The 17,733-nt window shown below is 59.3% G+C and carries 16 protein-coding genes and 1 pseudogene; 2 read left to right on the top strand and 15 right to left on the bottom strand.

Features of this window, described 5'->3' with window-relative positions; all coding sequences use genetic code 11:
• Positions 1-12: 12 nt before the first annotated feature.
• The 6 genes from ACZ9BX_RS30115 to ACZ9BX_RS30090 form a co-directional block, all read right to left on the bottom strand.
• Positions 13-2,088: a mechanosensitive ion channel family protein gene (locus ACZ9BX_RS30115; protein ID WP_476221906.1), complete on the bottom strand. Its 2,076-nt coding sequence runs from the start codon at positions 2,086-2,088 to the stop codon at positions 13-15.
• 241 nt (positions 2,089-2,329) lie between these two features.
• Positions 2,330-2,539 carry an FAD-dependent oxidoreductase gene (locus ACZ9BX_RS30110; protein WP_476223087.1) on the bottom strand — a complete coding sequence of 70 codons (210 nt, stop codon included), beginning with the start codon at positions 2,537-2,539 and terminating at the stop codon, positions 2,330-2,332.
• 341 nt (positions 2,540-2,880) lie between these two features.
• The gene (locus ACZ9BX_RS30105; RefSeq protein ID WP_476221905.1) at positions 2,881-3,312 is read right to left on the bottom strand and encodes a plasmid maintenance toxin (PemK-like); all 432 of its coding nucleotides are present in this window, start codon (positions 3,310-3,312) and stop codon (positions 2,881-2,883) included.
• Positions 3,299-3,577 (bottom strand): type II toxin-antitoxin system Phd/YefM family antitoxin, encoded by a 279-nt coding sequence (locus ACZ9BX_RS30100; RefSeq protein ID WP_027512127.1) that lies wholly within the window; start codon positions 3,575-3,577, stop codon positions 3,299-3,301. Before ACZ9BX_RS30100 ends, ACZ9BX_RS30105 begins: the two co-directional genes overlap by 14 nt.
• 123 nt (positions 3,578-3,700) lie before the next feature.
• A complete protein-coding gene (locus tag ACZ9BX_RS30095) occupies positions 3,701-3,898 on the bottom strand; it encodes a hypothetical protein (RefSeq protein ID WP_476221904.1) in 198 nt (65 codons plus the stop codon).
• Positions 3,899-3,905: 7 nt separating this feature from the next.
• Positions 3,906-5,426 (bottom strand): winged helix-turn-helix domain-containing tetratricopeptide repeat protein, encoded by a 1,521-nt coding sequence (locus ACZ9BX_RS30090; RefSeq protein WP_476221902.1) that lies wholly within the window; start codon positions 5,424-5,426, stop codon positions 3,906-3,908.
• A gap of 219 nt (positions 5,427-5,645) precedes the next feature.
• On the opposite strand from ACZ9BX_RS30090, the gene ACZ9BX_RS30085 reads away from it, so the two are divergent.
• Positions 5,646-6,758, top strand: a complete 1,113-nt coding sequence (locus ACZ9BX_RS30085) for an MFS transporter (RefSeq protein WP_476223086.1) — start codon at positions 5,646-5,648, stop codon at positions 6,756-6,758.
• Between the two features lie 159 nt (positions 6,759-6,917).
• Here the strand turns inward: ACZ9BX_RS30085 and ACZ9BX_RS30080 are convergent, their stop codons facing one another.
• The 8 genes from ACZ9BX_RS30080 to ACZ9BX_RS30045 all read right to left on the bottom strand — a co-directional run bounded on the left by ACZ9BX_RS30080 (position 6,918) and on the right by ACZ9BX_RS30045 (position 15,194).
• A complete protein-coding gene (locus ACZ9BX_RS30080) occupies positions 6,918-8,108 on the bottom strand; it encodes an SHOCT domain-containing protein (RefSeq protein ID WP_476221900.1) in 1,191 nt (396 codons plus the stop codon).
• An 84-nt stretch (positions 8,109-8,192) separates the two neighbouring features.
• A complete protein-coding gene (locus tag ACZ9BX_RS30075) occupies positions 8,193-8,477 on the bottom strand; it encodes a hypothetical protein (protein ID WP_476221898.1) in 285 nt (94 codons plus the stop codon).
• 26 nt (positions 8,478-8,503) lie between these two features.
• Positions 8,504-8,842, bottom strand: coding sequence for a slr1659 superfamily regulator (locus ACZ9BX_RS30070; RefSeq protein ID WP_132563544.1), 339 nt, complete (start codon positions 8,840-8,842; stop codon positions 8,504-8,506).
• Positions 8,843-8,860: 18 nt separating this feature from the next.
• The gene (locus tag ACZ9BX_RS30065; protein WP_476221897.1) at positions 8,861-9,415 is read right to left on the bottom strand and encodes a slr1658 superfamily regulator; all 555 of its coding nucleotides are present in this window, start codon (positions 9,413-9,415) and stop codon (positions 8,861-8,863) included.
• A gap of 4 nt (positions 9,416-9,419) precedes the next feature.
• The gene (locus ACZ9BX_RS30060) at positions 9,420-11,720 is read right to left on the bottom strand and encodes a SpoIIE family protein phosphatase (RefSeq protein WP_476221896.1); all 2,301 of its coding nucleotides are present in this window, start codon (positions 11,718-11,720) and stop codon (positions 9,420-9,422) included.
• A 56-nt stretch (positions 11,721-11,776) separates the two neighbouring features.
• Positions 11,777-12,955, bottom strand: coding sequence for a methyltransferase domain-containing protein (locus ACZ9BX_RS30055; protein ID WP_476221894.1), 1,179 nt, complete (start codon positions 12,953-12,955; stop codon positions 11,777-11,779).
• A complete protein-coding gene (locus tag ACZ9BX_RS30050; protein ID WP_476223085.1) occupies positions 12,952-13,410 on the bottom strand; it encodes a ubiquinone biosynthesis methyltransferase UbiE in 459 nt (152 codons plus the stop codon). The genes ACZ9BX_RS30055 and ACZ9BX_RS30050 overlap by 4 nt, the downstream gene beginning before the upstream one ends.
• Before the next feature lie 119 nt (positions 13,411-13,529).
• Entirely contained in the window at positions 13,530-15,194 is a 1,665-nt protein-coding gene (locus ACZ9BX_RS30045) for a putative bifunctional diguanylate cyclase/phosphodiesterase (RefSeq protein WP_476221893.1), read from the bottom strand.
• A 293-nt stretch (positions 15,195-15,487) separates the two neighbouring features.
• Here ACZ9BX_RS30045 and ACZ9BX_RS30040 point away from each other — a divergent pair.
• Positions 15,488-16,261: pseudogene (locus ACZ9BX_RS30040) on the top strand (cellulose synthase); the annotation flags it as partial.
• A 49-nt stretch (positions 16,262-16,310) separates the two neighbouring features.
• Here ACZ9BX_RS30040 and ACZ9BX_RS30035 read toward each other — a convergent pair.
• Positions 16,311-17,405, bottom strand: coding sequence for a GGDEF domain-containing protein (locus tag ACZ9BX_RS30035; protein WP_476221892.1), 1,095 nt, complete (start codon positions 17,403-17,405; stop codon positions 16,311-16,313).
• Positions 17,406-17,733 lie beyond the last annotated feature (328 nt).

Below are 17,733 nucleotides of genomic sequence, written 5' to 3'. Positions count from 1 at the left end.
CCACGCTTCAAACTACGCTCCGATTGCCGCCTGCTCCGCAGCCTGGTTCATCTTCGTCACTTGCTGATGAGCCGCCGCCGCATTCTCCGAGCCGCCCTCCACATGGACGGTAGGCACGGCGATCTTTATGCCGTTTTCATCGAACGCCGTCTTGATCATCATCAAAGCCTTCCGCTTGATGGGGAATTGCATGCCCGGCTTGGTCATCAGCTTCATCCTGAGCACGATCCCGGAATCGCCAAAGCTGTCGACGCCCTGCATCTTCAGCGGCTCGAGCGTATCGGCAGCGTACTCCGGATCGGCGGCCAGCTCCTGACCGATCTTCTTGATGAGCTTGCGCGCAAGCTCCACGTTCGAGTCGTAGGTGACGCTGATCGTCATCTTGTCGAGCACCCAATCCCGGCTCATGTTCTGGATGGCGCCGAGTTCGCCGAACGGCACGGTAAAGATCGGGCCGCGGTGATGCCGCAGCCGCACCGACCGCAAGCTGAAGGATTCGACGGTCCCCTTATAGCTGCCGCTCTGGATGTATTCGCCGACACGGAAGGCATCATCCAACATGTAGAAGACACCGCTCAAGACGTCCTTGACCAGCGTTTGCGAACCGAAACCGATGGCGACGCCGAAAATGCCCGCGCCCGCTATCAGCGGTGCGATCTGCACACCCAGCCCGGACAGGATCGTCAGCACCGTGACGGCGCCGATGAAGACGGCCAATGCGTTGCGGAATATCGGCAGCAGCGTGCGAAGTCGGCCGCTGCGGGCCAATTCATCTGCGCTGGCGCCTTGGGCTGGCGCAAGGTCGATGCGGTAAGCAATCAACGCTTTTGACAATTGCCAGAGCAGGTCCGCGACCAGAAGCACGATGACGCCGTTGAGCAGCCCGGATACCACGAGCGCGCCGGTCTCGCTGCTGGCAAAGGCGGCCGCCCTGATGCGCCAGATATAGGCAAGCCAGGCGACCGCGGTCGCGATGACGACCGCCCTGGCGCCTCTGACAATGAACACGTTCAGCATGACGCCGAGGGCGCCGCTGCGCTGCGCCCTGCCTACGAATGCTTGCGCGACGTTGCCGACGCCACGCACCGCCGCCGGCAGAAGCAGAGCATAGAGGCCGAGCCACAGCACGCCGAGCAGCCCGGCCACCCAGGCCACCCAAAGCGCCATCAAGGAGAGCGAGAGTAGCGACTGGCTGAGGGCAGACGTCGTTCGGCCGGGCCGCCGCCAGACGATCTCGATGGCGACTGCCAGCATGCCCAGCCCGCACAGAAGGGCCACCAGCCGCGCCACGTCGATGGAGAAACCGAGGCTGGGCATGAGACTGGCGACCGCCCAGCCGAACAGCAGGAAGCCGGCGATGAGGCTCACGCGTCGAGGCCAGAAGCGGCGCAGGGTGTCGTTTTCGACTGTAGAGGCTATCGTCGTCTGGTCCGATGGGCTCGCGCCACCGAATGAAAACAGCAGCCTGACAGCGGTGCGCACAACGCGGACGGCGATGAAGGCGAGCAGCAACGTCAGCACGATCCGGCGCAGCAAGGGCGGCCATTCGAATGCCAGGAACGAGCCGATGCTCGCGAAGGCAAACGTCAACAGTGCGGCAGTTTCCGAAAGGACCGCCTGTCCAGGATCTGCAGCCGAGTTTGGCCGTCGGGCTCGCGCCAAGACGCGACGGATGAGCCATTCGGCGCCGAAGCCGACGACGATCAGGATTGCCAGGATCCCGATCACCAGGCCGGGCCTGCCAGAGTTCACGTCGCGCGAGACGACGCCGGCCGCATTCGACAGCTCCTGCGGGATGCGGGGGATGGCGTCGGCGAGCGCAGCGAGGCGAACGCGAACAGCCGCCTCCCAATTCGTGATCGCGTCGGCCAGCGGCGCGGCAGGCGGCTCCTCGGCGGCCGCAGGGATTTTTCCCTCGAGCCACGCCTTCACCTCCGGGTCAGACAGGAGATCTAGGAATTGCCGGGCCTTCTCTGGCGGCAGCTCGGCGGGAGCTGTCTGCGCGAAAGATGATCCGCCCAGAGCCCAAAAGACGAGCAGTGTAACGAACGAAAGCAAAACAATTCGAACAGGCTGCACGATATTCATTGGTTGCTCCGGACTACAACTGAGAGGCACAGCGTGCGCAGTTTAGCACGCTTTTGAAAATCTACTTGAACTCAGACTTTGGCATATACGACGCTAGCGCCTGCTGACATCGCCAGTGCGCTCGCCAGAAGATATCCCCTCATCTTGTCCTTCCCGTCCGCAAAAGTGTGTTTTCCGTCATAAGCGCGACAGCACCGGATTGGTCACTCGGACCGGCTGGTCGGGCCACCAGCGGGCGAACTCAGGCAGTCAAATACCGATCGATTTCACGAGCTCCGCGGTAACCACTTTCGATCGCACCGTCGATGAAGCTACGCCATGCGATCGCCGAATCCGCGCTCGCGAGGAACAGACGATCCTCGGTGCGGCGAGGTTCGGGCAGCAGCCGCGTCAACTGACCGGTCTTAAGAATGCACCAGGTGCCGAGAGCGTACGGATCGGAGGTCCACAGCCGTAAGTGCTTTCAACCTCAACGCCGGGAAGCAGGCGGCGGAGTGCTACCTGCATGCCTTCGACGTCGTCGATCGGCAGCCGCCGGATTTGTGCCGAACACCAGCACCCATGAACCGTTTGGGCCATGGTCATAGGTCACCGCCCAGTTGATCACTTCGGATTCGGGCGCGAAGACGCTGACGTTGCCGACAATGCCACCTTATAGCTCCTTCGCCATTGCCTTCGCCGTCGCTATGTCGCGTTTGTGGCGGGATTGTCATTTCAACGTCAGCCTTCCCGCGATCTGCTTGGCCAAACGATGACTCGCGACGTCGACAGACAGACGACTGTTGCCGTCGTTCACTCGCTACGTTGCGCCGGGGTATGGCGCTGAGCCCGCGCCAATTCGACGAAGCGGCGCTTAACCTCGTCAAACAGTGCCGGTGGCAATGGCCCATAATAGCCTGTCTCGCTATCGACCGCTCGAATGTCCGGACCGGGCCAGACAAAGCAGTTGCTCTCGGTCAAAATGATCCACGACCGCTCGTCGTCGAGACCAAGACGCCTCTTGGTGGCCGGTGGCAACTCGATGGCCTCAGCGGCGTCGGAGGGCGGCGTGTGCGTGATCGGCAGTACGCGAACCACCCGCGTTCCGTCCTCGAGCATCGACACCAGCGCCAACACCAAGCAAGGGCGGTCCTTGTCGCCCTCTTCGCGGCCTTGAAGGTATTGCCAGTGCCAGAGATAGGAATAACGAAAGACCCAGCCGATCTTGGGTTCAATCGGCAGCATTCTTACCCGTCAGCAGCTCGGCATTGAGATCATCGAGGTCGCCATCCATCTCGGCTGCCTCAACCGCTGCAAGATCGTCTTCGGTCAGAGCCGCGGAGGCCTCGACGCGACGATCACGGCGCGCCAGACGGAGATAGTCTTCATAGGCTAGCAGCACCGTGCGCGGCCGGCCGTTCTTAGTGATGATTACCGGTTCACGCACGGCCGCGTCCTGAAAAGCACCGAAATTCTTGGATACCGCTGCGGCCGTAACTGTCGATGTCATCTTGAAAACTCCTTTTTCCGGAATATACGGGATTTCCGTAATTTTTCAAGGATACGAACTGCCGAAATGGCAAGGCGCCCCCAGCGGGGGCATTTAGAAGATATACCTCCTGTCAACGGCTCTTCACAATCGATCAGTAGTGAAAGGAAGCGTGACGTAGGAGCTCATGGACAAACCCTGGACCGCCAGCCACGGACCGATCGCTGCAACATTTGCTGAAGTTCGTTCGCCCTTGCCGAATTGACGCCATTCACCAAAGCAGCCGCTTTCTCTCCCCTGCCGCATGTCCGCTTCCAAGGGGAAAGCGGTGCCTTCCATCACGCCGGCGTCACTCCGGAAGACCGGCCTTGCGATAGCCATCAACGAAATGCTCAAGCATCGCAGTGTCGCGGAACGGCTCCGTCGCGGCCCAGTGGCGGATTGTGAAATGCGGATTGCCGACGAGGAACAGTTCAGCCTCTGCGCGCGCCTCATCGAGCCGGCCGAGTTGCGCAAGGCTTGCTGCCAGGAAACGGCGTGAGCTCGTACGATAAGTCTCGTCGCCGCGCAGTGTCTCGACCGCGGCCTCGTAGTCGCCGGCGGCATATTGCGCCTGGCCAAGCGTCAGATAATACCAGCTTGCCGGAAACGGATTCAGCCGGAACGCCTTGCGAATGTGCTCAAGGCCCTCATTGACCCGCCCGGCCAGGACCGCGATGTCGGATAATGCCGCCCAGGCGTCGGCCTCGTTCGGGTCGAGCGCTATCGCCTTGGTGAATTCCGTATCCGCCTCGGTGAAGCGACGCTCATAGGCAAGCAGATACGCCAACACCCAGCGGCAGCCGCCATCGTTTGGATCGAGCGCAACGGCCGTGCGCGCCAGTTCCAAGGCAACGCTACGGGTCGCTTCGGTTGGTCCGCCGGAATGTATCCATCCCATCCAGTGGTTCATGGCGAGCCAGCGATATGCCTCGGCGTAATCAGGATCGAGCGAAACCGCGCGCGTGAGCATCAGATGCGCTTCCCGCGCCGTCTGCGGCGAGTCATCCATCAGCTTGCGCGCGCGCACGCAGAGATCGTAAGCCTCGAGATTTTTGGGCCGGTTGCGCGGCGGCGCTACACGCAGCCGGCCGAGCAGCGCCGCCACGATCTTGGCCGTCACTTCGTCCTGAACGGCAAAGATATCGTCGAGGCCGCGATCGAAGCGTTCCGCCCATAGATGATCGCCACTCAACGCGTCGACCAACTGCGCGTTGATGCGTACGCGCCCAGCGGCGCGTCGGGCACTTCCCTCCAGCAGGTAGCGCACGCCAAGGTCCTCGGCGATCCCGCGCACGTCCATCGCCTTACCTTTGTAGGCAAAGGCCGAGTTGCGTGCGATGACGAACAGGCCGGATATCCTGGACAAGTCGGTGATCAGGTCTTCGGTCAACCCATCCGCGAAGGATTCCTGCTCGGGATCGTTGCTGATATTCACGAAAGGCAGCACGGCTATCGATGGTTTGCTCGGCAGCGGCAAAGGTTTTCGCTTCGCGCCACCGAGCTGTTCGACGGTGCCTAAGAAGCGGTAGCCGACGCGCGGAACTGTGGCGATCCATTCACCGCCCCCATTTCCGGCATCGTCGGCCGGACCAAGCAGCTTCCGGAGTTGCGCGATCTGGACAGTGAGGTTGCCTTCCTCGACCGCCCTGCCCGGCCACGCCGCGTCCATCAACTCGGCCTTGCCCAGGATTTCGCCGGGTCGTCCGACGAGCGCTGCAAGCAGCCTCAGCCCGCGGTAGCCAACGGCAACGGGGACATCGTTCCGAAGGAGCGTTCCCGCACCGGAATCAAGCACGAACGGACCAAAGGCAAAGCGCGATCCCTGCATACGGCGCATCCATAGCCCGTTTGGAAATTTTTGAGAACTATTTGGGAGAGCTTAATTACGACGCTGTTCAGATCCTGCAGAATTCATCCTCTTTCAGGTCGAGGCCCGGCCCCCTTTACCCCTGTATGGAGGTTTGCCATGAACGATACCCCCACCCTTGCATCGGCCTGGTCTCAGACGGCGCAACCGGGAACGCCTGTGGGGATCCCATGGGCCGCGATGGCGGGCATCATCGCGACCGTCACGGTGTTCGCCGTGGCACAGGGGCTCACCTATCCGCTGCTCAGCTTCATCCTGGAGCGGCAGGGGACGACGTCCGGCCTGATCGGCTTGTCGGCGGCGATGACGCCGCTGGGTTTCATTGTATCCGCGTCCTTCATTCCGGCGCTGGCGCGGCGCGTGGGCGGGGCGCGGCTGGCGATCTTGTGTTCGGCCCTGGCCGCGCTCACCCTGATCGCGATTGCCTGGACGCAGGAAATCTGGACCTGGATGCCGCTGCGCTTCCTGCTCGGCTTCTTCGCCAATCCGCTTTACGTGATCAGCGAAACCTGGCTGATCTCGATCACGCCCGCGCCACGCCGGGGCCGCATCATGGGCCTCTATTCATCGATCGTTTCGGGTGGCTTCGCCATCGGCCCGCTGTCGCTCGGGCTGGTCGGCACACAGGGTTGGCCGCCCTTCACCGTCGGCATCGTGGCCTTCCTTCTCTGCGGCCTGATCGTGCTTGCGGTCGTGCCGCGCCTGCCGAAAACTCCGCATGAAGGCACGGCGACATCGGTCGGCGGCTTCCTTGCACTGGCGCCGCTTCTATTGTTCGCGGTTTTCACCGCTGCCGCCTTCGAGCAGATCCTGCTTTCCTTGTTCGCGGTCTATGGCGCCGCGCTCGGCAGCGCCGAGGAGCGCATCGCTTCGCTCATCACCTGTTTCATAACAGGCAATGCAGTGCTTCAGATTTTGCTCGGACGCGTGGCCGAACGGTTTGGCTCGACGCACTCCATGTTATTCTGTGCCCTGGCTTCGCTGGCCGGCTGCCTGCTGCTGCCGCCGCTCTTCAACTCGTGGCTCATCTGGCCGCTCGTTTTCGTCTTAGGCGGGGTCTCGTTCGGGATCTACACCATGTCGCTGATTCAACTCGGCGAGCGTTTCACCGGTCAAGTCTTGATCGCTGGCAACGCGGCCTTCGCGTTCGCATGGGGCGTCGGCGGCATCGTGGGCTCGCCCGCGACAGGCTTGGCGATGCAACTGATCGGACATCAGGGGCTGCCCTCGTCCCTGGGCCTGCTGTGCTGTGTACTCGCGGCGCTTCTGATGGCGCAGAGACGGCGGGTCTGATCGAGCCGCTTGCCTCGTGGCGCGTCGATGGTATGCCGGGCTTCCACCACTACGGAGCCACCATCGGGAGCGCGGTTGCTGGCGGCACTCCAACGCGCCGCTGCTCCAGCGCGGTGCGATGGAAAGCCTTCAACAATTACCTGGGCCCATTGATCGATGCTATAGTCGGCTGAGCAACTCCGACTTCTTGGTCTCGAATTCCTGATCCGTGAGAATGCCTTTTGCATGAAGTGCCGCGAGGCGTTCAATCTTGTCGAAGATGTCCTCATCCGGCCGAGGCGCCTCCGGTGCTGGACGCGCCGCTTTTTGTGGCTCGGCGGCTTCCGGCGCAGGCGATTCGAACATCGCCGGCGCAGCCGAGGGAGCGGATGTTCCGCTAGCCGGCGTGTCCGCCGGTTCCGTGCCGTCCTGACGGACCACATCCAGTTCCGAAATTTTCACCAGCCCATGCTGAGAGGTAAAGCTCAGCGACTGGTCGCCACTTTGCTGTTGCGAAAACCCGCCAATGCGATGGTCCTTCGTGTCATAGACCGTAACCTGGCCGCCGACATCGATCGCCAGCCGCCGGATTGCCGGGAAAAAGGCGTAGCGCAGGTCATTCTGCGCCCCGGTCGAGGCAGGATGCCCGAATTCCTCGGGCCACCAGTTCCCGGCCGACAGCGCCCCGGGCACGAACAGGCTGACGCCGCCACCCTGACCTTGATATTGGGACTGGTGCGACGTCTGCGGGCCAAGCAAATCCATGCCGCGCACCAAGGCTGCAAGCTCGGAACATAGCCCGGCCACGTTTGCCTTCAGCGCATTGTTGAACATGTCGCCGACCATGATCATGCCGCCCTGCGACCATTGCCCCATCCCACCCAGATCAGGATGGTTGAACTGGGCCTGGGTCGCCTGCCCGGCGATAATCGCCATCAAAAGGTGCTCGACCGCGCCGAGGCTGACCCCGTACCGCGCTGCAATCCCTTCCAGGGTCCGTCGGCCCTCTTCACTGAGTTGTCTCATCGTGATCGCCCTTGCGTGATGAAGATTGCGGCCACGCCGCACCGTGCCGGCGCATCCCGTTGCAAGTGATCTAGCACGCGCCGCTCCGGGTTGACAGGGCCCCGCACCGGCCCGCTTGCCGAGAACCTGGACGATGCGACGTGGGCTGCCATCGTCTCTTGACCGCCTGTGCTGTATTGGCGGTGCTTCCGATGGCGGAAAGACGGCGGTGCTGGGCAATGGGGGGCAGGACAGGCTATCGACCAGAATATTGCGTGCCGCCGAAGGCGATCGACGTATGCCCGTCAGGCCGCGCAGCGATGGCAGGGTGCCGGCCTGTTCTACCGCGGCCAGCGCCGCGTCCAATGGTGCGTCAAGACTGGAGAGCCCCACGAAATCGAGCATGGCGCGGATGTGATTGTCACTGGGGATGCCCGTCTGGACCCTCGCTCAGCTGGTGCTGACGGGCCAGGAACAACAGAACAGGTTTTGCACGAAGAACACCGAAAAGGCCGTCATGCCGACGTCGCTCATCGACAGACGCGTGTTCATCCCACGCCGCTTGTCCGCCAAGCCGCGCCAGGTCTGTCGAACCAATCCAAGCATATCAGTCAGAACCCTCAAGATCAGCACTGCCGCCAAATGAGAATTGCTGACGCCCTTCAACGAGGGATACGTACGAACAAACGCGGCTAACGAAGGCTGGAGGCGAATATCCATATCATCCGGCGTCAATCAGTTTTCATGCGCACACTTGATCGTTAGGTCAGCCGCAGATCCACACCCGGATGCAACTTCTTGAGATTGGGCAACGATTTCATCTGCCATGGAACCTGGGACGAACCGCGTACGATCAAATGAATGTTCGGCTGTTTGCGCGCTTCTATCGTCAATTTGGCGAGCAGGTTTATGCCGGAGGAGTTTAAGAATTGAAGGCCGGTTACGTCGAAAATGGTCTTACCGTCCCCATCTTTGAGCGCATTCATGGCCAAAGCATGAATGGGTGCGTACGCATCGGGACCTGCCAGTCGCATAGTTCCGTCAAAGTAAACGGTACCACCCTCGGACCAGACGCGGAACGCTTCTTCTCTGATTTCCATAGCACATTTCTCGCAGTTTCATGACGGTGAAATTGGCATTGCGGCATATGTTTCGAGTTTTGCCCGGTTGCGGGGACTGTCCTCCTCGAAGAGCCAAGCCAGATCTGCCTGGTAGTCGCTCATCAAAGTCAGCAATCCCAATCCGGAACCGCTACCGATCGTTGCAGCGCTTGCCTCGATCTGCTGGATGAGAAGATCGCTCGGATCGCCTTGCGTTATGTTCGACAGCAACTGCTGGAACTTGGTCGCGGTTTCCCTGTCGACGAAATTTGATACCCTCATTTTAAAGTTATCACCTTCGGCTACGGCCTCGATGGCGATTTCGCCGGGAGCGCGAAACTTGATGGCGTTCTCGATCAGTTCGTTCGTCAGATAGCTGATGTCATGTCGAACCTGATTATAGCGGCGCTTCGAAGGTCGAAATCTAAGCGCAATCATCTCGGCGATGAAATCCGATGTCATGCTGGAGTGCTTCCAGGCAAGATCAAGTGGGCCGTCGAGTAGCCGCAATTGAACGGCGCGTGTTGTGTCAAAGGAGGCGAGATGCTCTTGTCCATAGAGAACCTTTGTCATGCCATCACCTATGCCGTATCACAACGAGCGTGATATCATCATATATCTTTTGCGTTCCGATATAAGCCATGAGGCTCTCGAGGATGCCATTCATCACCTGCTCTGCTGTCCGACCGTGCAGGCGGCGTGCATTTTCGCAAAGCCGCTCGATCCCGAATAGCTCGCCATGGGGATTTTCCGCCTCCGTGACGCCATCGGTATGGAGGACAATCAAATCGCCTTTCTGAAAAGGTATTTCGCGGGTATCAATGAAAAGCGATATGTCAGATTCAAGTCCCACCGGCAGGCCGAGATCGCCAGTGTCGATCCGTTCGACTTCGCCCGTATGGCGAACGACAATTAAATCTTCATGCTGGCCCGAAATGGTCAAGCGCTCGCCATCATAGTCCAGAAATGACAGCGAGAGGTGTTTGTCGGTTTTTGTCCGCTCGATGTTCTTGTAGATCGAGCGGTTCAGATAAGTGAGGAATCTTGCGGGGTTCGTTTCACCAGCTTCCTGTAGCGCGCGGGCGACGGACTGCACCATAAGCATCAGCACGCCGCTTTCGAGGCCGTGGCCCGTGACGTCCCCAATGCCGATCTTCAGGTGATCTCCGTTTTGCAGGATGTCGTAGTAGTCCCCACCAACTTCGTCGGCGGGCCGCATATAGGCGGCAATCTCCAGCTGCTCGATTGCAGCAAGCTCTTTCTCGCGTGGCAACACCATAAGCTGAATCTGCCGAGCCACATCCAACTCGGCACCAAGGCGCAAGTTTTCGCTCTTCAATTGGCCGTTCAGGATCGAGATTTCTTCCTTGGCAGCTTCAATTTCCTTTGTGCGTTCCGCCACCAGGTTCTCAAGATTTTCGGTATGGAAGCTGATCTCCTCGGCCATGCGGTTGAACGCGAGACCAGCCTCGCCGACTTCGTCCTTGGCGGGTATGTCGACCCTTACGGAATAATCCTTTGCCTGGATGCGCTTGGCAGCACCCGCCAGCGCGCTGATCCCGCTGGTAATTCGCTTAGATGCCGCAAAGACCGCAGCAGTAACGACGAGCATCGAAACAAGAACCGCCAGGATCTGATAAATCAGGATGCGGTTGGTTGCCCGGGATATTTGGTCTCTGGCGGCAATGAGGGACGCGTAGATCTCGCGCTCGGGGACAACGATGCCGAGCGACATGACCTCGCGTTGAATCGGACCGCTTATCCAAAGATTGGTCGCGTTTAGCTGTTTTGTAACGACAAGATAAGGAACGTCTTCGCCATTCTCGTTTAGCGAAATGTGCTTTATGACGCCATCTGCATCAAGCGGGAGTGAGGCGACTGCCTTTTGCGAGCTGTTGCGTAAAGAGCGGTCAAGACCCGTCACGCCCTTGTTCGTCGCGTCGCTCGCCGAACGTAGACCGATGATCTTTTCCCCGGCAGGGTTGATTGCAACGACGTTGCCGTCCGACATGGTCAGAAAACCGAAGCCGCTTTCGGCGACCTTCACGCGCTCGACAATTTCGGCGAGCTGATCAAGGGTGATATCTGCTCCGGCAGTTCCCGCCACGCTGCGCCGATCGGCAGTCCAAAGCGGATGGAAGAAGCTGACGATCAGTTTGCCGGTGATTGCGTCCGTATAGGGAGCAGTCTGCGTGATACTGTCAGGGACCGGCCGGGAAGCGAGGTCTATTGCCCATTTTTGCCAAGACTCGTAAAGGGCCGGGAAGAAGAAATCCCAGAAGTCTGCGCTATTGTGGCCGGGATAGAGCCGATCGAATGTTTGCGCTTGATCTGTATAAGGTGCCGTCCTGAAGATCGGACGCTCCTTCGGCCCAATATAGTACATCTGCAGCTTCGATGCGCCATTCTGCAAAAGGTCCGGGGCCACAAGATCAAGGACGGCACTCGTCTCGATATCGGTCTGCACCTGCGGCAGCGGATGGTGTTCCTTGTCGAGGAGATAGCCCCACACGCTGACAACGGACGGCGACCCTGGACGGTTCTGGGCCCACTGGCCTTTGCTGTCGAACGTTACGGTCACCGCAGCTGGAGCCGCCCTTGCCATGGCGGCTCCAATCTCGCTGTTTCTCGTCGGCTGATCGATCTGGCCTTGAAGCACGCCAGCCAGCGCCTTGACGTCGGAATGGACCTGGTGAAGAAGCAAGCCAACCTGTGCCGCCGTCGAGTCCGTGTAAGAGCGGATATAGTCCTGGCTCGCCTTTTCAAGGCCTTGCCCTACTTCTGCTGTCGCGTCGCGAGAAAGACGCTGCACGTTCCAGAGCGCGAGGCCGCCGCTGACAAGCAGGTCGAAAAGGACTGCCCCGCCAACAACAATCATGAATTTCGCCCGAAATGAGCGCAAGCGGAGGTTTGGCTTCCTGATCAGATCGACCATCATAACGGCTTCTGCCCGGACGCTGCCCAGATGGGCCAGCCGGCGTAGCCCCTTGGATGAAGCGCCGCGAAGATATGGTCAGCGAACCCTTGTTTGAAGCGTTCGATGAACTCCGCAGAATCGCCCCTGCGGACAGACATTTCGCCTGCGTAGACGTCCTGCCATGCTGCGATGACATCTGCGAACTCTTGGGGATTGCCGTCCAGATTGGTGACCATGAAGCTTTCCATTCTCACCGCCTCGAAGCCGGCGTCCAACAAAAGGCGCAGGCCCTTTGGCCCCATTTCGACATCCATTTCGAAGTGACTGAAGAGCTTGGCGACCTCAATATAGGTCCATTGGATGCTGTCGGCTCGCGGCTCCCCGAGGCAATGAGAGTTTTTCTCGTTGGTGATATAAACCCGGCCACCCGGCTTGCAGATCCGATAGAGTTCCCTGAGCAGCAGTTCGGGGCGATCGAAGATCTGCAGCGAGTGCCGGCAGGTCACAAAATCGAACTGATCGCTTTCGAACAGCATCTGCGATGCATCGCCATAGGTATATTCAATGTCGCGGACACCGAATTTTTCCGCAACGTCGCGTGCATAGTCGAGGCTTGCCACAGAATGGTCTAGCGCAACGATCCTCGCTGGACCAAATTCCTTCCTGACAAGCATCGCGAAATCGCCGATACCGCAACAAATGTCGGCAATCACCATGCCGCTGTGAAGCCCATGGCGTGGCAAGATTTCTCGCTCGTGTCGCCAGGTCATCTTGGTCTGCGTCCTAAGGATGGGAATGAAGCTTTGGTCTTCAACGAACGTCTGGCCGGGATAGAAAGCAGAATCGTAGATCTCGACGGCAATGTTCGGTGAAAAATCGCTCAAATGCCGGAACATCCGTGCCGCCCAAGCGACTACGCTTGATATGACAACCACAAACTTGAGCTCAGGCCTTGAACGCGAAGCATCGACCAGAACCCGCGTCAGGGCTCGAAATGCCGTGCTGTTCATGTGTGTAACGCGCTTCAGATTGACGTATAAAACGCCGTTGACGATCTCAATCCCATTTCGCAGCAGCAAGAGCTCGTCGGCAATTTCAGCCGTGGAATGAGGGCGAAGCACGCCAGCGAAGGAAAACTCCTGATCGTTGAGATCGAATTGCGCTGTGAAGACAGGAGAAGGGCTTTGCGCGGTCAATTCTGTAGCCTTTCGAGCGGCAGGTCGACGACAAATGTGAGTGTGCCGGTGTCCGAATCGCGGATCTGGATTTCAGCATCATAGTTCACAACCAGTCCCAGCAGGATTGCCTGAGCGTCAGATGCGGCATCGCTCGTGATAACGTTGAGATAGCTCGCAAGCGCTCGGCCGGCTTTTAGCCCCAGGAGGCTTTTTTTGTAGAATTGCCGCTGTTCTGGCGGGCAAGGAAAGGTCAGTTCAACGCGCTCGATCTGCTGCCGGCGGTAAAAACTGCATACGAATTCACCATCATCCGCCTCCGAGCGAAACGACATCTCCAGGAGCTCGTTAAGAGCTGAGGAAAGCAGATTAGAGTGGCGCACAGGGTCGCGGCGATCATGGCTGACCATTCGAGCAACGTAGTTAGACAGCTGATCGCAATGCAACCATTCGGCGGTAAAGGTCGCCATGTCCATCTTCAGACTGAGCAGCTGGTCAAATGGAACGCTTATTACAGCTTCTTGACTTTTCAACCGGCACCTCCTCGGCGAATTGCCGCTTAATACTCAGGATTTGGCCTGATCATTGGCGGTTCCTATGTCAGCAGGCTCCTATGAATAAATTCATCAATCAGTTCGGCCCTGAGAGGGGGGCTTACGAAATATCCCTGCAGCCGGTCACATCCCTCCGCCTGCAACCAGGCAGCCTGTTCGGCCGTCTCAACGCCTTCGGCAGTCACCCGCATGCCAAGCCCATGCGCCATTGCTATGACGAAGCGGACTATGGTCTGACTCTTCTGATCATCGGGGAGATCGTTGATAAAGTACTTGTCGACCTTGATGTTATCGAATGGAAAATTCTTGAGATAACTCAAAGAGGAGTACTCGGTTCCAAAATCATCAAGGGAAATCTGGATGCCAAGCACGTTGAGGGTGTTCAGCGCGTCAAGATTGTTGATCGTGCGTTCCAGTAGCACGGTTTCGGTGATTTCGAGCTCCAAGCGTTCTGCGGGCAGTCCGACCGTATCGAGCGTCTGGGACACTCGGTCGGTCAAGCCTGGCGTTAGAAATTCGGCCGGCGACAGATTGACCGCTACGGTATAGTGGGCGGGCCAAGTCAGAGCCTGCCGACAGGCTTCTTCAAGCACCCATTGACCGATTTCGCTCATAAGACCATCTGCTTCGGCCATAGGGATAAAGGCGACCGGCGATATTACTCCGAGGATTGGATGTCGCCAGCGCAGAAGTGCTTCGAAGCCGGTGATCGCCAGCGACCGATCGACTAGCGGCTGATATTCGATAAAGAACTCGCCGTGTTGCAGCGCCACTCGCAGGCTTCGTCTCAATACCTCCCGCTGTTCCAGCACTTGCAGCATGCTTGGATCAAAGGTCCGCGCGCGCCGGCGTCCGTCCTTCTTGGCGGCATAAAGGGCAACGTCGGCAGCCTTCATCAGCTGCTCGCTCTCATTGCCGTCACGAGGCGCAATCGCTACGCCGATACTGGCACCGACAAACACGGTAATGCCGTCTACCGTGAACGGTTTCTTAAATTCGCTGACCAGCGAATCCGCTAATCTTTCGGCTTCAGCCGGTTGCTCTCGAGCGATCTGTATGACGGCGAATTCGTCACCTGCGAGACGGAAGGCGGTCTCGTCTTCGCCTACCGTTTTTCGAATTCTCTCTGCGGCAAGCTTGAGGACGATATCCCCGGCTCCGTGGCCCAGCGTATCATTGACGGGCTTGAAATCATCCAGATCGATCTGCATCAGTGCAAGGCCGGTTTTTCCGCGAACTGGAAGAGCTTTGCCCAATTTGTCGCTGAATTGCCGGCGATTGGGCAGTCCGGTCAAAACGTCATGGGTTGCTTGGTGAAGGAGCAATGCCCGTTCCTGCTCCTCCGCCTTTGCTGCCTCATCAACATCAGCGCCGGCGAGTTCGACGACCGCAAGGCCGGCCTTAGCGTGGAACAAGAGCAGATTGCGCCGCTCGGACTCAGGGGCGCCGAGATGAATGGTTCGCGGCTTGCCGGTGTCAACGACGAGCTGAACGAGGGCAGCCAACTCGGGATTTGCCAAGGCGGGATAAACGTCCCGCAATGTAACGGCTGCCTCGTCAGCAAAGTCCAGGCGTTCCTTGAGCGTTTCAGACCAATCGATAAGTCGGAGATCGGGATCCCAAAGCGAAAATAGCTCCTCGGCGCGGCTGCCGAATCCGAACGCTTGCGTGACCAGCTGAGGCCAATTCGCACGATTTTTCGGCATGGAGTCACCCCCTCAACCCGTCGCGTGATCTCGGCGCATCCTGCCAAGCCCCAATGCCCGTTCGAAATCAGAGCTTAGAGCAAGCCTCGTTGCAGTCAACGCAGAACTCTACCAAAACGCGCTATCTTTCATGCGTGTAGCGGCCGGATTCTCGACCATACATTAAAGACTTCTTATTTAACGAATCGCAAACAAACCGGGCCAGAGCTGCGGGCGGAGGGCGAATGCTACGCGTCCAGAGCTCAGTATCCCGGAAAACCATCAAGCTGGTCGGCGCGCCATGGCCTCGTCGAGTAGAGGTCCAGCGGCGTTGGGCCGGTCGCTCGCAGCGTATCGCCACACTTGGCGATACGTCGCTATCGGTGCCTTCCGCCGAGGCACGGCTTCCAGCATCCGGTCAACTTTCAGAAAGTGTTGCGCCTACGGCTGAGCCGGCTCAACGGCCGGCCACCGAAGGCGGCGCGGCGTTGCCTTCACGTCCGGCTATGCGGCCCGAAGGATCGGCAATGGAGACGGTGACTGTCCAGCGCAGCGCCCGCCCGCCACGCGGCTGCTCGACTACGACGGATGCTACGATCCTCCGTCCCGATGACGCTCTCAGCCGCGGCTGGTGCCTGATGGACCTCAATCGTCCGATGGAAGCAGTTGCTGCTTTCGAAAGAGCGTTGCAAGGATCCCAGCGCCGGACACGCGAAGATGCCGCTTATGGGCAGAGTCTCGCCTATCTTCGCGTTGGCCTATCCAACAATGCTGCGGTTGCGGCAACCCACGCGCCTCAAAGCCGCGAGCGCGCCGCGAAACTCCAGGTCGCGATCCTCGCCGACCGCGCACTCGCCGCTTATGGCGCCAAGCGTTATCGCGAGACGCTGATCTATCTCGATCAGCGAGCACAGATCAAACGGGAAACGGTCGACCTCATGGTATTGCGGGGCTACTGCTATCTGAATCTCAAAATGTATGGCGATGCCGGACGGATATTCACCGCGGCGGCTGCCACCGGCAGCAAGGGCGCCAACAGGGGGCTTGCCGACCTCAGGCAAGCAACGCGCCCAGAGACGCCAGGCTGATCTCCGCTCTCAGATGCGGCGCCGCTATGGCCCCAGAGGAAAACCGTTCTCAGGCAGCGTTTGCCAATTCGACGCGGTTGCGGCCGGCGGTCTTGGCGCGATAGAGAGCCTTGTCGGCGGCCTCAATCGTCGCACGAATATTGGTGTTGTCGGAATCGACAGCCGAGACGCCGATGCTGACGGTAACCTTGATTGCGGTGTCGCCGACAATCAGGTCTTCCGACTCGATTGCATGGCGGATCTTCTCCGCCACCGTTGATGCGTCGCGCCCTTCGGTATCCGGAAGCAGAATGACGATTTCTTCGCCCCCGTAGCGGGCTGCGATATCGGCCTTGCGAACGGTCTGGCGAATGAGGTCGGCAACCTTGGAGAGCACGGTGTCGCCTACACTGTGGCCCCAGGTATCGTTGATCTTCTTGAAGTGGTCGACATCGAGCATGATGATCGAGAAGGGCCGCCCGCGATTGCTCGCCTCTTTGGCGCAGCGGTCGGCCGCCCGCTGAAAGACGCGGCGATTCGGCAGCTTCGTCAACGGGTCGACGCTCGCCTCATTTTCGAGCGCACGTACCATACGGACTCGCTGCTTTTCGCGCTCAAGCAGATCGGCAAGAAGGAGCACGCCGAGAATATTGGCAAGCATGACGGGAGCCGCAGCGCTTAGAAGGAGGTCGCTGGCAACATCCGGAGGCAGAAAGACAAGAACGATGAAGGAAGAGATAGTTGTAAGGCCGAGTAGCAGCGATCTCACCCAGCCGGTGCCGACGCGGTGACGGGGTATGAACGTGCTGGCGTAACCGCAGAGCGCCACAAGGACCACGCTCACCGCACCGCCCGTCGCGCCGACGCCGCCGAGAACGAAACGGTGCGCGCCCATCATTGCTGCCGCAATGACCGTGCCGATCGGTCCTGCGTAGATGGGGGACAGGATCAGGAGGATGGACCGGGCGTCATAAATAAGCCCCGGTCTCATCACGATCGGATCATTCATGGAAAGAATGCCGCCGAGGCCAAACAAAAGGCCTGCCGCAACGCCCCTCGTTAATCTCTGCCCGACGGTGCGAATGACCCAAGCATAAGCATAGACGACTAAGACAGCCAAAGCCAAGACACGTATGTAAGCGGCGACGATTTCGCTGATTTCCATGCTTCTCTGTCAAATGTCCGATGACACCGATACGTGATTCCAAATGATCATCGATAGATGGCAGCCGCCTCGCACAAGACAAGGGCGGCTAGCTGTCGAATTTGCCGCGGAGACGCCTCTAGGTTTGCGTTGGCCCATCGGCGATGGGCGAGGCCCGGACCTGATCGTGACATGAGAGAATCGAGATCAAATTATCGGGCTGAAGCGGTCAGCCAGCCTTTGCAAGGAGATCCAAAATCTCTGGAACAGGAGCGGCCGGCTCAAACGTTTGTCGCAAGATGACACGGACTCGCCCGCAAGGCTTGGTTGAACGACGAACTCAGGCAAA

It is taken from the genome of Rhizobium sp. USDA 3886, assembly GCF_056279785.1.
This window is presented reverse-complemented; position numbering and strand designations above follow the sequence as displayed.